The organism is Phascolarctobacterium sp., from assembly GCF_030531065.1.
Lineage (GTDB): Bacteria > Bacillota > Negativicutes > Acidaminococcales > Acidaminococcaceae > Phascolarctobacterium_A.
Window position 1 is genome coordinate 1 of sequence record NZ_JAUNOQ010000020.1, and the last position, 13,088, is coordinate 13,088.

The window sequence follows — 13,088 nt, forward strand, 5'->3', positions numbered from 1 at the left end:
ACAGCGATTCGCGAGCTGAAAGCGAAGCGAGAGCTGATGTACAACATATGCCTGTCACCCGGCGATTGGTAAGTAAAATACGATGCCAGAGCCGTGGTAGACACGGTATAATCTATTTATAATTTACAGAAGCGAGGTATAATAAATGGCTAAAGACAGTTCCTTTGACGTAGTTTCCCAAATCGATATGCAGGAAATGGACAATGCTGTTAATCAGGTGAAGAAAGAAATCGACCAGCGTTACGATTTTCGCGGCAGCAACGCTTCCATCGAATTAGGCGATAAAGAGGTTAAGCTGGCCGCAGAGGACGAATACAAGCTGGGCGCAATTTTGGATATGTTGCGCCAAAAGATGGCTAAACGCGGCATTCCGCTACGCTGTCTGGTTCCTGGCAAGATTGAGCCCGCCGCTAAGGGTACGGTGCGCCAGCAGCTGGAAATTCAGCAGGGTATTTCCAAAGAAAACGGCAAAAAAATAGTAGCCGCGATTAAGGCTACTAAGCTGAAAGTGACGGCGCAAATCCAGGACGATCAGGTGCGCGTGGCCGGAGCGAAAAAGGACGATCTGCAGGCCGTTATTCAGACGCTAAAGGCCGGCGACTTCGGCGTAGACTTGCAATTTATCAATATGCGTTAAAATTTTATAGGTATGGGCAGGGCGTTTCGGAAGAAGCGCCCTGTTTTTTTATAAAATTTTCATGCATTCGCCATAATAATTCTGTATAATGAAAATAAAGAACGGCAAACAGGAGGGAGAACGCATGACGGATAAAAAGAAGGATGTATTCGACAGCTCGCAGATTACCGGCAAGGAGCTGCAGAAATATGAGAAAAATTTCAGTGAGGAGGGCTTGCTGCACAAGCTGACGCAATACGGCAAAAGCATCGGCGTGGAGCTGCTGTATAAGGCGGCGCAGCTGTGGTTCGTTATGCAAAGGCCGGATGTGCCAGCCGCGACCAAAGCGCTGATTATGGGCGCGCTGGGCTATTTGATTTCGCCCCTGGATTTTATTCCCGACCTTACGCCGGTGCTGGGTTATTCCGACGATTTGGTGGCGATAACCTTCGCGCTTATTCGCGTGCAGGGTTACATAGACGAAAACGTTCGCAGGCAGGCGCGGAATTTTTTGAGTAAAATTTTCGGGCAGGAGACCGTGCAGCAGTTGGAGAACGAGTGAGGCCGTATAAGCAGCACCGATAAAAAAGATAAAAATAAAAAGATGTGCAGTGAATTCCGGTTAAGGATTCAGCGCACATCTTTCTTTTTTTGATTAATCCTTAAAGGCTCCTTCCACATATTCGCAGCAGGCGTCGATTTCCGGCAGCCGTACTTCGTGCAGCCTGCCTGCGTCGCCTGCGGCGGCGATAGCGGGGTCGATGGGCAGGCGCGCCAGCACCTTCAGGCTGTAAGCGTCAGCAGTTTCCTGCAAATGGCTGGGGCCAAAAATTTCGTAATCCCTGCCGTTGTCCGGACAGCGGAAGTAAGCGTAATTTTCGATAAGGCCAAGAATGGGAATATTCATCATCTTAGCCATTTTCACCGCTTTAGCGACGATCATGGATACCAATTCCTGGGGCGAGGTAACGACGATGATGCCGTCGACGGGCAGGGATTGGAAAACGGTTAAGGGCACGTCGCCCGTTCCCGGCGGCATGTCCACGAACATATAGTCTATATCCGTCCAGATAACGTCGCTCCAGAACTGCTTCACCATACCGGCAATCAGCGGGCCGCGCCATACTACGGGGTCGGACTCGTTGGGCAGGAACATGTTGGCGGAAATTACTTCGACGCCGCAGGGAGCGGTTTGCGGCAGAATGCCTATTTCCGAAGCCTGGGCCTTGCCCTTTACGCCCAAATTTTTGCTCATGGAGGGGCCGGTAATATCGGCGTCCAGCACGCCGCAGCGGTGCCCGCGGCGCTGCATAGCGGCGGCCATCAGGCCGGTTACCAGGGATTTGCCCACGCCGCCCTTGCCGCTGACAACGGCGATAACCTTCTTCACGCTGCTCATTTCGTGGAGCTTAGCGGTAAAATCCTGGGGCTGCTGCGCGCCTGCGGCAGAAGGGCAGCCATCGCAGCTGGAGCGCCCGCAGGTAGCGGAGCTGCTGCATTGTTGTTCGTTACTCATTATTTTTCACCTTGCTTGTAAAAATTAGACGATAAAGATAGCCCAGCAGCATACCGCCGAAGCAGGGAAGAACCCAGCCGAAGCCAATGTCGAACAGCGGCAGATACTCTACCAGCAGCGCGTCCAGCGCCTGCAGGTGGAAGCCGCCGGCTCGCAGGCCGTCGAAAATGGCAAAGACGGTAGTCAGCGTCAGGCAAACGCGGAAGATAATCTTATCGCCCTTTAAAACGCTGTGGCCCACGTTCAGCAGCACAATGGCAATAACGATGGGGTACAGCATGCAGATAACGGGAATTGAAAATTTAATAATATTATTCAGGCCGAAATTGGATACGACCAGGCTGAACAGAGAAATATACAGGCATAAGCGCTGATATTGCAATCGGCCGCCGCCCAGCTCGTGGAAGTAAGCGGAAATAGAGGTCGTCAGGCCGATGGAGGTGGTGATGCAGGCGAAGAAAATAATCAGCGCCAACACCATCTGACCGGGAAAGCCCATGTAGTGAACGGAAATCATATTCAGCAGCTGGCCGCCGTTGGAAACGATGCCGAAGGCAGCCGTGCTGACAGCGCCGGCGTAAGCCAGCGCGCCGTAAATCAGCGCCAGGCAAATTGCGGCGATAATGCCGGCGTAAATGCACATATTGGTCAGCTGCTTTTGATCCTTGATGCCCGTGGCTTCGATGGATTTTACAATCACCGCGCCGTAAAGCATGGAGCAGAGCAAATCCATAGTGTTGTAGCCGTCCTGAAATCCCTTGAAGAAAGGCGCGGTTTTATAAACGCCGTTGGCCGGCTGCAGCCCGCCCATGGGACTGGTAATAACGAAAATAATAAGAATGCCGAGGCAGACGAGCAGCAAAGGCGACATAATCTTACCTATATTGTCCACAATTTTTGACGGGTTGACGGAAAGGAAGTAGCTCAATCCGAAAAAGAACAGGGAATAAACGGCCAGTCCGATAGCGCCGCTGCCGTCGGGCAGCAGGGGCAGAATGCCCGTGTCGAAGGACACTGCCGCAGTACGCGGAATGGCGAAAAAGGGGCCGATTGTCAGCGCACATAAAATGGAGATAGTGCGGGCGTAGAGAGTGCTGACAGGCCGCGCCATATCGTCGGGGTTATTGCTGCGGATAATGGCCATGGCCAAAATACCCAGCAAGGGAAAGCCGACACCGCTCAAGCAAAAGCCAATGGCGGCAATCGTCAGGTTTTCGCCCGACATTTGGCCCAGCACCGGCGGAAAGATAAGGTTGCCTGCGCCGAAGAAAAAAGAAAACAGCATCAGGCCTATGGGCAGAATTTTCGCTAAACTCATCTCATTCATCCTTTACAGCAAAAAGTATTTGTACTCAGTATACATGATAACAGGGCAGACCGCAAGAGCCTGCCCTGAAGCTTATTATTGCTTTAGAACTATTTGACCAGCATACGGAAATATTTCTTTTTGCCCTTGCGGATCAGCAAACTCTTGTCGGCGTCGAACAAGCCGGGGTTCAGCGTTGCTTCCGGGTCGCTCAGCACGGCGTCCTTCACGGTGAGGCCGCCTTGGGCGATCATTTGGCGAGCTTCGCGCTTGCTGCTGAAAACCTTGGCGGCAGTCAGTACGTCGATAACCTTGGCGCTCATTTGCTCTGCGGCAATTTCAATGGTCGGCACATTGTCAAGATTTACGCCGCCGCCGAACAGCGCTTCCGCCGCCTCCTGCGCCTTGCGCGCTTCTTCCTCGCCGTGTACCAGCTTAGTAACCTCGTAGGCCAGCACCTTTTTCGCTTCGTTAATGGCCGCGTCCTTCAGGGAGGCAAGACGGCGCACCTCGTCCATGGGCAGGTAGGTGAGCAGGCTCAGGCAGTTTTCTACGTCGCCGTCGTCCACATTGCGCCAGTATTGGTAAAAATCGTAGGGAGAGGTTTTTTCGGCGTCCAGCCACAGAGCGCCCTTTTCCGTTTTGCCCATCTTGCGGCCGTCGCTGGTGGTCAGCAGCTTGCAGGTCATGCAGTAAGCGGGCTTTTGCTCCTTGCGGCGAATCAGTTCTACGCCGGCCAGCATATTGGACCATTGGTCGTCGCCGCCAAGTTCCATAATGCAGCCGTAATCCTGATGCAGCTTCCAGAAATCATAGGACTGCATAATCATATAGTTGAATTCAAAGAAGGTCAGGCCTTTTTCCCAACGCTTTTTGAAGCATTCAGCCGTCAGCATGCGGTTGACGGAAAAATGCACGCCTACCTCGCGCAGCAGGTTTACGTAATTCAAATTCAACAGCCAGTCGGCGTTGTTGGCGATAATGGCCTTGCCATCGCTAAAATCGATAAAACGGCTCATTTGCTTTTTAAAGCATTCGATATTATGGGCGATAAATTCGGGCGTCAGCATCTTGCGCATTTCGTCCTTGCCGCTGGGGTCGCCCACCATGCCGGTGCCGCCGCCCAAGAGGACGATGGGGCGATGGCCGGCGCGCTGCATATGGCTCATCATCATCAGCGCGATAAAATGGCCTACGTGCAGGCTGTCGGCAGTGGGGTCAAAGCCGATATAGAAAGTAATTTTTTCCTTTTCCAGTAATTCCTTAATTTCGTTTTCGTGGGACATTTGCTTAATAAAGCCGCGTTCCGAAAGCACGTCAAAGACAGACATCTAATGACCTCCTTAAAATATTTAAGCTTGCGGCGTGCGCCGCCAGACAGATAATCACAACTCATTATAACCCATTATATCTATATTAGCAAATAAAAAACGCCGTAAGCGCGCATGAGCGCTCACAGCGTTGAAAGGCGGTTAATCCAGCTGCGAGGTGCAGTGGGGGCAGCGCGTAGCGTCGTCGGCGATTTCCGAGCGGCAGTAAGGGCATAGCCGCGGGTCCGGCTTAGGCGCGGGCGGCGGATTGAGCCTGTTAATCTGGCGGACCATTATAAAAATAATGAAAGCCAGAATAACGAAATCCAGCACGGCGTTAATAAAACTGCCGTAAGCTAAAACGGGAGCGCCGGCCTTTTTAGCGGCTTCCAGAGTAGCGTAATGCTGGCCGTTAAGGCTGACAAATAAATTAGTAAAATCCATTTTGCCTATCGCCATGCCCAGCGGCGGCATGATAATGTCATTGACAAACGAGCCGACAATTTTGCCGAAAGCTCCGCCAATGATAACGCCTACAGCCATATCTATCACATTGCCGCGCATAGCGAATTTTTTAAAATCTTCTTTAAACGACATAAGCATCCTCCTTTAAACTTTTTATAATTATTCTACTTTACAAATATTCTACCTTCAAGCGAAAAATCCTGCCGCTTGACTGAAAAGTCGTCGTGGCATATAATATTATAGAACAAACCCTGCGCAGGCAGGTTTAGCTGACATTTCATAAATGGAGGAATAGACAATGCGTGAAGATTTAGTAGTACCTGGTGAAAATGAGGAAAATTTTGTCCTAGCCCGCGACGCTCGCGTAGTGACCGTGCCCTTTTCCCCGCTGGAGGAGCGGATGCAGAAGGAAAAGCCGGAGGTGTTTGCCCGCCTGCAAAAGCTGAAGGAGCTGATTGGCGAGGATACCTTTAAGCGTTTGGTAAGCAAGGTGCATAATATCAATTATGCCGACACTCGTATTATGCTGGTAGCCGAAAGCGAGCTGCACCGCACCAATATCGAGCGTGAAATTTTACCGGCTATTGCCGAAGCCTTTGAAGTGACCAGTATCCGCGTAGTTACTCAGGGTTAAAAATTTAATGTTGAAATAAGGCGAAAAGGTGTTGACAAGAGCGCCGACTTGCTTTATAATATTATTCGTTGCTGATGCATAAGCACAGCGCTGATGTCGGGGCGTGGCGCAGTTTGGTAGCGCGCTTGTTTCGGGTACAAGAGGCCGTGAGTTCGAATCTCGCCGCCCCGACCAATTGCAAAAATCAGGGAACCGCTTGAAAAAGCGGTTCTTTTTTGTTATGAGCATAGATAGAAACAGCTTCTGCGAGGAGCGTTGGAATTGAAATATTTTGTCGTTGCTAAAACTCTCCTTGCGATGTATACTAATAATACAAAGAAATATACAAGGTAAAGAGAAATATATTCTCATTTAAATAATAGAATGTATTTATAGCTCATGGGGAAATTCATAGCTAAGGCTTTATGCCAGTGGTTCGGCTTTAGCGGCGTTGGGCGGTAGTACGGCAGCCGGGCGCCGTATAATGAATATAAATCAGCTAAGCAGAGGAGGTTTTACTATGGCAGAAGATTTTTTAGGCATGAGCGGGAAATTGGAAGAAAGCTTCGTGGGTGCGGCTAATAGTAAATTGGTACAAGTGGCTTTTGAAACGCTGGAAGCGCGGGCTGCTAAAGAAAAGCCGCAGCTAGTAGCGGGGCTTAAAGCTTTGAAGGAGGCTATGGGCAGCGAAGAGTTCGACCGTTTGGTCAACACTTTGGAAAACGTCAACTTGGGTGACAACGCGCTGCTGATGCTGACGGGCGACGAAAAAACGCGCACGGCGCTGACGGCTAAATGGCTGCCTGCAATTAAAGCGGCCTTTGGCGTGGAGAATGTGCGTATTGTTGGCGGCGGACGCAACGGGATGGACGCCTATTAAAACTTTGCTCGGATGCGGCACCAAAAACAGCAAGCGTCAAGCTTTGATCGCTTTGAGTTTATTATGCCGCTGGGCGTAAAGCGTTTACGTTAGCATAATAATTTTATTAAATACCGGCCGCAGGCGTTAGGGACACAACCTGATGCTTGAAGGCCGGTATTTCTATGTATACAACGATTTTTCACAATACCAGGCAGGAAATTTTTCTCTTATGGCAGAATATTAACAGTTATACTAATCATTATTTTTGCGAAGGAGCTGAGGAAGATGCCGATGTTGATTTTCGTTATTGTATTGAGTATCATAGTAGCGTTGTTTGCCGTGCAGAACGCGGTTGCAGTTTCCTTGAATTTTGTTTTTTGGAGCTTCACGTCTTCGTTAGTGCTGGTTATTTTAGGCTCGTTTTTGGTGGGCGTACTGGTGGCCACCTGCTTTTTGCTGGCGATGAAAGCGCGCCATTATTTGCAGGATAAAAAGCTGCAGGAGCAGATTACAGCTCTGCAAAGCGAGAAAAAACGTCTGGAGGAGCGCATCAATATGCTGCAGCATACGCAGAACCTGCACAAGGAGGCTGGCGCCGCCGAAGCTGGAGCTAAAGCGAAAGCGGGAGCAGAGCAATGATTGGCAAGCAGCGTATTTGGGAAATACGCGATTATGATAAGCATAAGGCCGGCTGTCTGGCGGCCGAGCTGGGCATTTCGCCGCTGGTGACGGGAATTTTGCTGGAGAGGGGATTAAACGATACCCAGTCCATGCGGGAGTTTCTGTATGGCAGCGACGCGCCCTTCCATGACCCGTTTCTGTTGAAGGATATGGCTAAAGTTGTGGCGCGTATCGAGCGCGCTATCGCCGCAGGCGAGCAGATCACCGTTTACGGCGATTACGATGTGGACGGCATTACGGCGTCCTCCTTGCTGTATATTTATTTACGCGGCAGGGGAGCTAAGGCGGCTACCTATATTCCCCAGCGCAAAAGCGAGGGCTACGGTCTCAACGACGAAGCGCTGCAAAGCATTGCCGGCGGCGGCACGACGCTGGTAATTACGGTGGACTGCGGTATCAGCGGCCTGCATGAGGTAGAAAACGCTCCCGAAAGCCTGGATATTATTATTACGGACCATCATACGGTGCCGGAGGCGCTGCCTCCGGCCTACGCTATCGTTAATCCCAAGCAGAGCGATTGCCGTTATCCCTTTAAGGAGCTCAGCGGCGTGGGCGTGGCATTTAAGCTGTGTCAGGCGCTGGAGCAGAAAAAGGGCGGCTCGCTGCCTGCGTGGCAGGATTTGACGGAGCTGGCGGCTTTGGGAACCGTGGCGGATATCGTGCCCTTGGTGGGAGAAAACCGCGAGCTGGTGCGCCGGGGCCTCAAGGCTATGGAAACGACGCGGCTGGTGGGCTTGAAGGCGTTGATTAGAGCCAGCGGCTGTCCGGAAAAGGGGATAGCCTCTGACAATATTGGCTTTGGCCTGGCGCCGCGGCTGAACGCCGTAGGCCGTTTGGAGCATGCCCAGTCGGCAGTGGAGCTGCTGGTTACGGATGACCCGGAGAAGGCGGACTGTATCGCTGCCGAGCTTAACCGGGAGAATGCTCTGCGTCAGGAGATCAGCCGCCAGATTATGGAGGAAGCGGAAGCGCAGCTGGCGCAGGAGGAGCATATCGATACGGCCATCGTGCTGGCCAGCGAAGGCTGGCACCAGGGCGTTATCGGCATCGTAGCGTCGCGGCTGGTGGATAAATACCATCTGCCGACTATTTTGTTAAGCGTTGCCGGGGAGATGACCAAGGGCAGCTGCCGCAGCATACCGGCGCTGAATTTATACGAAGCGATTGCTGCGGAAAGCGATATTCTCACGCAGTTTGGCGGGCACCATCAGGCGGCGGGCTTAACGCTGCCGACGGCGAAGGTGGACGAATTCCGCCGCCGCTTCAGGGAATATGTGCGTACCCATCTGCAGCCGGAGGATTACCAGCCGCATCAGGTGGTGGACTGCGTTGTTCCGGGGCAGGGAGAGATAACCCTGCGCGATTTGCAGCAGCTGCAGCTTTTGGAACCCTGCGGCTGCGCCAATTTGACGCCGGTTTTCGCTTTTCAGAGCGCGCTCTTGCATAATCAAAGAGCCATGGGCAAGGAGCGCACCCATTTGCAGTTTACCCTGGATAAGGGGGATTTTTCCTATCGCTGCGTAATGTGGAACAATGCCGATTTGCTGCCCTTTTTATTTGATAATATGATTGCCGACGTGGCCTTTCAGCCCCGGATCAACGTCTGGAATAATGAAACCAGCGTACAGCTGCATGCGGTGAGCATCAGGCAGCAGCTGACCATAGGCGATCTGCGCGCCGTCCATGAGAATAAATATGCTTTGCTGGCGGCTTCAGCCCGCGTGTATCCGCAGCTGACGGTATATATGGAGCAGCCGCAGAGGCTGGCCGAAGCCTGGAGCGGCAAGCGGCAGGGGCTGCTGTCCTATTTAACGGTGCGGCCTTATTCTGCCTGGCGGGAGCAAAGCGGCGGCATAGCGGCCTTTCTGGAATTGCCTGCGCTGGAGCTGCGGCAGCTGTGCCAGGATTTAAGCCGTCAGGGCGTGAGCAACGTGCTGCTGCTGTTTCAGCAGCAGGATTTGGACGCGGCGTTGGCGCGGCTGGCGCTGGAGCATCCCAACAGGGACGGCATGGCCGCAGCTTATAAAGCCGTGATGGGCGAGTTGGCCGCTGCGGACGCGCTCAATATGGAATATTTGTTACAAAAACACCGCTGCGTTAGCAGGAACGCTATAAAAATTATGGCGGAGCTTGGCTTTATTACCCTGAATAATGGTATAATAAAAAAAGGTGTGATTAAGCGCTGCCGGCTGGAGGATTCACCCCTGTACGCAGCCCTGCAGCAGGAGCGGCAGCGCTTGGAAGCTGTTTATAGAGAAAATTTACGTCTGAGCCAGTACGAGCTGCTGCGCGGCTGACGTTGAAGGATAGGAGTGGGGAGAGGAATGCCCTCAACAGGAACTATTACCGATGTAGAAGAATTATTTGCTAAGATAGAGGAGTATCTGAGCCCGGAGCAGACGGCCTTTGTCCGCAGGGCCTATGAGCTGGCGGCTGACGCGCATAAAACCCAGGTGCGCAAATCCGGCGAGCCCTATATCATTCATCCAATAGGCGTGGTCGGCATTCTCGTGGGCCTGCAGATGGATGAAACGACGCTGGCGGCCGCGTTCCTGCACGACGTTGTCGAGGATACGGATTATACGCTGGACGATTTGAAGGAGCGCTTCGGCGCAGTGGTAGCCAATCTGGTGGACGGCGTTACCAAGCTGGGCAAGATCGAATATATTTCCAAGGAAGACCGGCAGATAGAAAACTATCGCAAAATGTTTCTGGCCATGGCCCGCGATATTCGCGTGGTTCTGATTAAGCTGGCCGACCGCCTGCACAATATGCGCACCATGAAGTATATGCCCGTGCATAAGCAGCAGTCCATTTCGCGGGAAACGCTGGAAATTTATACGCCGTTGGCTCACCGTCTGGGCATTTACACCATCAAATGGGAATTGGAAGATCTGGCCTTCCGCTATATGGAGCCGGAAATCTACTATGATTTGATGGAGCAGGTAAAGATCAAGCGTCGCGAGCGCGAAGCCATGATTAACGACGCTATGGAAACCTTGAAGAAGGCCTTGGAAAAGGCCGGTATCCGCTGCGAAATTCAGGGACGCCCCAAGAACTTTTACAGCATCCATAAAAAGATGCTGCGCGACCATAAGCAGTTAAGCGAAATTTACGATTTGCTGGCTATCCGCGTGCTGGTGGATACGGTTACGGACTGCTACGGCACTCTGGGCATCGTGCATAGTATGTGGAAGCCCATTCCCGGCCGCTTTAAGGATTATGTAGCCGTGCCTAAATCCAATATGTACCAGTCGCTGCATACTACGGTGCTCAGCTCCGGCGGGCAGCCGCTGGAAATCCAGATCCGTACCTTTGAAATGCACCGCATCAGCGAGTACGGTATCGCCGCCCACTGGCGCTATAAGGAGAGCGGCGGCAGCAAGCCCGCTGCCGGAGGCGACAAGGGCTTTGACGCCAAGCTGTCTTGGTTGCGCCAGCTGCTGGAATGGCACAACGATATGAACGATTCCCGTGATTTTGTCAACACGGTTAAAATGGATATTTTCGCCGACGAGGTCTTTGTTTTTACGCCCCGCGGCGACGTTATCGACCTGCCCGTGGGCAGCGTGCCCATCGACTTTGCCTACCGGATCCATACGGACGTGGGCAACCGTTGCGTAGGCGCCAAGGTCAACGGCCGCATTGTGCCCTTGGATTACCAGCTGAAAAACGGCGACATCGTGGAGGTCATTACCTCCAAGCAGTCCAGCGGTCCCAGCCGCGACTGGATCAATATTGTCGGCTCCAGCGATACGCGCAATAAGATTAAGAACTGGTTCAAGAAGGAACGCCGCGAGGAAAATATCGTTAAGGGCCGCGAGATGCTGGAGCGCGAGGTTAAGCGCCTCGGTTACGATATTAAAGTAATGACGACGCCGGAAAAATTAAGGGCCGTCGGCAATAAGCTGCGCATCGATACGGACGAAAACCTGCTGGCCACGCTGGGCTACGGCGGCGTAACGCTGAACACCGTTATGTCCAAGCTGGTGGAACTGTATAAAAAAGAGCAGAAGCTGGAGACGACCAAGGATCTGGCGCAGGTTTTGGCGGAGCTGAAGCCGCGTAAATCCAAGGCTAAATCGAGCCACGGCATTTTGGTCAAGGGCGAGGAGGGCATTATGGTGAAGCTGGCCCGCTGCTGCAACCCGATTCCCGGCGACCCGGTTATCGGTTATATTACACGCGGCAGCGGTATATCCGTACACCGTGCCGATTGTCCCAACGTGCTGTCCAATAATCCTGACGAGCAGCGCCGCCTGATCGAGGTTTCCTGGGATGTGGGCATCGACGACGTTTACAAGGTTAATATTATGATAACCTCTCAGGACCGCCCAGGCATGATGAGCGATATTATGAATATCACCAGCGAAGCGAAGCTGAATATTTTCTCCCTGAGCTGTCATACGGACAAAAATAAAACGGCGACCACTCACATGGGGCTGGATATTACCAGCCTGGAGCAGCTGGAATACGTTATGAACCGTATTCGCCGCATGAAGGGCGTCTATAACGTAGAGCGCGTAGTTTCCACGGCCAACGCCGGGGGAGGTAAGCGCAAATGAGAGCGGTAGTACAGCGGGTGGACCGCGCCAGCGTTACGGTGGACGGGCAGCTTACCGGTAAGGTAGAACGGGGGCTGCTGGTACTTTTAGGCGTGGCCGAGGGAGACACGGAAAAGGATTTGCATTATATCGTGGATAAGGTGTGCGGCCTGCGTATTTTTGAGGACGCCGCAGGCAAAATGAATCTTTCGGTGCAGGATATCGGCGGTTCGCTGCTGGCGGTGTCCCAGTTTACGCTGTGCGGCGACTGCCGCAAGGGCAAGCGTCCTTCCTTCGATAAGGCGGCCAAGCCGGATATAGCAAACGCTTTTTACGAGCAGTTTGTGGAGCAGTGCCGCGCCAAAGGGCTGCCGGTGGAAACCGGCGTCTTCCGCGCCCACATGCTGGTGGAGCTGGTGAATAACGGACCGGTAACTATTTTGTTGGATTCAACTAAAATTCTTTGATTTAATATATTTTGATATGTAGGAGGCATGGCATGAAAATATACGGAGCAGAGGTAGGCATGCTGGCTACCAATTGCTATTTTGCTGTTAACGAGGAGCTGGGCGAGGGCGTTATTGTGGACCCCGGCGCAGACTGCGACGCTATTTTACGCATGGCGGAGCAGGCGAAGGCGAAAATCACAGCTATTTTGCTTACCCACGGTCATAGCGACCATATCGGCGCTTTAAACGAGCTGCGCAAGGCTACGGGCGCGCCGGTTTACATCAGCGCGGGCGACGAGCCCTGCCTGGCAAAGGCCGACGTTAATTTATCGTTTTTTATTGGCTATGCCATTAAGTGCGAGCCGGCGGAACATATCGTCAAGGACGGAGATATGCTGGAGCTGGCAGGCATGCAGTTCAAGGTGCTGGCTACGCCCGGCCATACCAAGGGCGGCGTTTGCTATTATTTGGAGGCTGACGGCGTAATGTTCGTGGGCGATACTATTTTCTGCGAATCCATAGGCCGTACCGATTTGCCCGGCGGCAGCTACAAAGAGCTGCTGCAATCCATCAAGAGTAAAATTTTGCCGCTGAGCGACGACGTGAAGCTGCTGCCCGGCCACGGGCCGTCCACTACAGTCGGCTGGGAGCGCCGCAGAAATCCGTTCCTGCAATAATTTTATAAAAGATTGTAAATATAGAGAAAGTAATACGAGATTAGCTCCC

At 52.6% G+C, this 13,088-nt stretch carries 13 protein-coding genes and 1 tRNA gene; 10 read left to right on the forward strand and 4 right to left on the reverse strand.

Annotated features, from left to right (window positions below; translation table 11 throughout):
• Positions 1-145: 145 nt before the first annotated feature.
• Positions 146-637 (forward strand): YajQ family cyclic di-GMP-binding protein, encoded by a 492-nt coding sequence (locus tag Q4E64_RS10500; protein ID WP_303167864.1) that lies wholly within the window; start codon positions 146-148, stop codon positions 635-637.
• 124 nt (positions 638-761) lie between these two features.
• Positions 762-1,178, forward strand: coding sequence for a YkvA family protein (locus tag Q4E64_RS10505; protein ID WP_303167865.1), 417 nt, complete (start codon positions 762-764; stop codon positions 1,176-1,178).
• 93 nt (positions 1,179-1,271) lie between these two features.
• On the opposite strand, the gene Q4E64_RS10510 is transcribed toward Q4E64_RS10505, so the two are convergent.
• From Q4E64_RS10510 to mscL, 4 genes are all read right to left on the reverse strand, one after another.
• A complete protein-coding gene (locus Q4E64_RS10510; RefSeq protein ID WP_303167866.1) occupies positions 1,272-2,132 on the reverse strand; it encodes an Mrp/NBP35 family ATP-binding protein in 861 nt (286 codons plus the stop codon).
• Positions 2,125-3,450 (reverse strand): branched-chain amino acid transport system II carrier protein, encoded by a 1,326-nt coding sequence (gene brnQ / locus Q4E64_RS10515; protein ID WP_303167867.1) that lies wholly within the window; start codon positions 3,448-3,450, stop codon positions 2,125-2,127. Before brnQ ends, Q4E64_RS10510 begins: the two co-directional genes overlap by 8 nt.
• Positions 3,451-3,548: 98 nt before the next feature.
• Positions 3,549-4,769, reverse strand: coding sequence for a tyrosine--tRNA ligase (tyrS, locus tag Q4E64_RS10520; RefSeq protein WP_303167868.1), 1,221 nt, complete (start codon positions 4,767-4,769; stop codon positions 3,549-3,551).
• A 141-nt stretch (positions 4,770-4,910) separates the two neighbouring features.
• Complete coding sequence (gene mscL, locus Q4E64_RS10525; RefSeq protein WP_303167869.1) at positions 4,911-5,345, reverse strand: large conductance mechanosensitive channel protein MscL; 435 nt, start codon at positions 5,343-5,345, stop codon at positions 4,911-4,913.
• Positions 5,346-5,511: 166 nt separating this feature from the next.
• Here mscL and Q4E64_RS10530 point away from each other — a divergent pair, with 166 nt between their 5' ends.
• The 8 genes from Q4E64_RS10530 to Q4E64_RS10565 all read left to right on the forward strand — a co-directional run bounded on the left by Q4E64_RS10530 (position 5,512) and on the right by Q4E64_RS10565 (position 13,039).
• Positions 5,512-5,847 (forward strand): hypothetical protein, encoded by a 336-nt coding sequence (locus Q4E64_RS10530; RefSeq protein ID WP_303167870.1) that lies wholly within the window; start codon positions 5,512-5,514, stop codon positions 5,845-5,847.
• A 97-nt stretch (positions 5,848-5,944) separates the two neighbouring features.
• Positions 5,945-6,021, forward strand: a tRNA-Pro gene (locus Q4E64_RS10535).
• Positions 6,022-6,346: 325 nt separating this feature from the next.
• Complete coding sequence (locus Q4E64_RS10540; RefSeq protein WP_303167871.1) at positions 6,347-6,706, forward strand: hypothetical protein; 360 nt, start codon at positions 6,347-6,349, stop codon at positions 6,704-6,706.
• 267 nt (positions 6,707-6,973) lie between these two features.
• Entirely contained in the window at positions 6,974-7,327 is a 354-nt protein-coding gene (locus tag Q4E64_RS10545; protein WP_303167872.1) for a lipopolysaccharide assembly LapA domain-containing protein, read from the forward strand.
• A complete protein-coding gene (recJ, locus tag Q4E64_RS10550; RefSeq protein WP_303167873.1) occupies positions 7,324-9,666 on the forward strand; it encodes a single-stranded-DNA-specific exonuclease RecJ in 2,343 nt (780 codons plus the stop codon). Before Q4E64_RS10545 ends, recJ begins: the two co-directional genes overlap by 4 nt.
• A gap of 27 nt (positions 9,667-9,693) precedes the next feature.
• Complete coding sequence (locus Q4E64_RS10555; protein ID WP_303167874.1) at positions 9,694-11,934, forward strand: bifunctional (p)ppGpp synthetase/guanosine-3',5'-bis(diphosphate) 3'-pyrophosphohydrolase; 2,241 nt, start codon at positions 9,694-9,696, stop codon at positions 11,932-11,934.
• Positions 11,931-12,380 carry a D-aminoacyl-tRNA deacylase gene (gene dtd, locus Q4E64_RS10560; protein WP_303167875.1) on the forward strand — a complete coding sequence of 150 codons (450 nt, stop codon included), beginning with the start codon at positions 11,931-11,933 and terminating at the stop codon, positions 12,378-12,380. The genes Q4E64_RS10555 and dtd overlap by 4 nt, the downstream gene beginning before the upstream one ends.
• A gap of 32 nt (positions 12,381-12,412) precedes the next feature.
• Positions 12,413-13,039, forward strand: coding sequence for an MBL fold metallo-hydrolase (locus Q4E64_RS10565; protein WP_303167876.1), 627 nt, complete (start codon positions 12,413-12,415; stop codon positions 13,037-13,039).
• Positions 13,040-13,088 lie beyond the last annotated feature (49 nt).

Bases quoted from the DNA above. Each gene is read 5' to 3' on its own strand.
- recJ (WP_303167873.1), top strand. From the start codon at position 7,324: ATGATTGGCAAGCAGCGTATTTGGGAAATACGCGATTATGATAAGCAT.
- mscL (WP_303167869.1), bottom strand. From the start codon at position 5,345: ATGTCGTTTAAAGAAGATTTTAAAAAATTCGCTATGCGCGGCAATGTG.
- brnQ (WP_303167867.1), bottom strand. From the start codon at position 3,450: ATGAGTTTAGCGAAAATTCTGCCCATAGGCCTGATGCTGTTTTCTTTT.
- Q4E64_RS10530 (WP_303167870.1), top strand. From the start codon at position 5,512: ATGCGTGAAGATTTAGTAGTACCTGGTGAAAATGAGGAAAATTTTGTC.
- Q4E64_RS10565 (WP_303167876.1), top strand. From the start codon at position 12,413: ATGAAAATATACGGAGCAGAGGTAGGCATGCTGGCTACCAATTGCTAT.
- Q4E64_RS10540 (WP_303167871.1), top strand. From the start codon at position 6,347: ATGGCAGAAGATTTTTTAGGCATGAGCGGGAAATTGGAAGAAAGCTTC.
- tyrS (WP_303167868.1), bottom strand. From the start codon at position 4,769: ATGTCTGTCTTTGACGTGCTTTCGGAACGCGGCTTTATTAAGCAAATG.
- Q4E64_RS10505 (WP_303167865.1), top strand. From the start codon at position 762: ATGACGGATAAAAAGAAGGATGTATTCGACAGCTCGCAGATTACCGGC.
- dtd (WP_303167875.1), top strand. From the start codon at position 11,931: ATGAGAGCGGTAGTACAGCGGGTGGACCGCGCCAGCGTTACGGTGGAC.
- Q4E64_RS10510 (WP_303167866.1), bottom strand. From the start codon at position 2,132: ATGAGTAACGAACAACAATGCAGCAGCTCCGCTACCTGCGGGCGCTCC.
- Q4E64_RS10555 (WP_303167874.1), top strand. From the start codon at position 9,694: ATGCCCTCAACAGGAACTATTACCGATGTAGAAGAATTATTTGCTAAG.
- Q4E64_RS10500 (WP_303167864.1), top strand. From the start codon at position 146: ATGGCTAAAGACAGTTCCTTTGACGTAGTTTCCCAAATCGATATGCAG.
- Q4E64_RS10545 (WP_303167872.1), top strand. From the start codon at position 6,974: ATGCCGATGTTGATTTTCGTTATTGTATTGAGTATCATAGTAGCGTTG.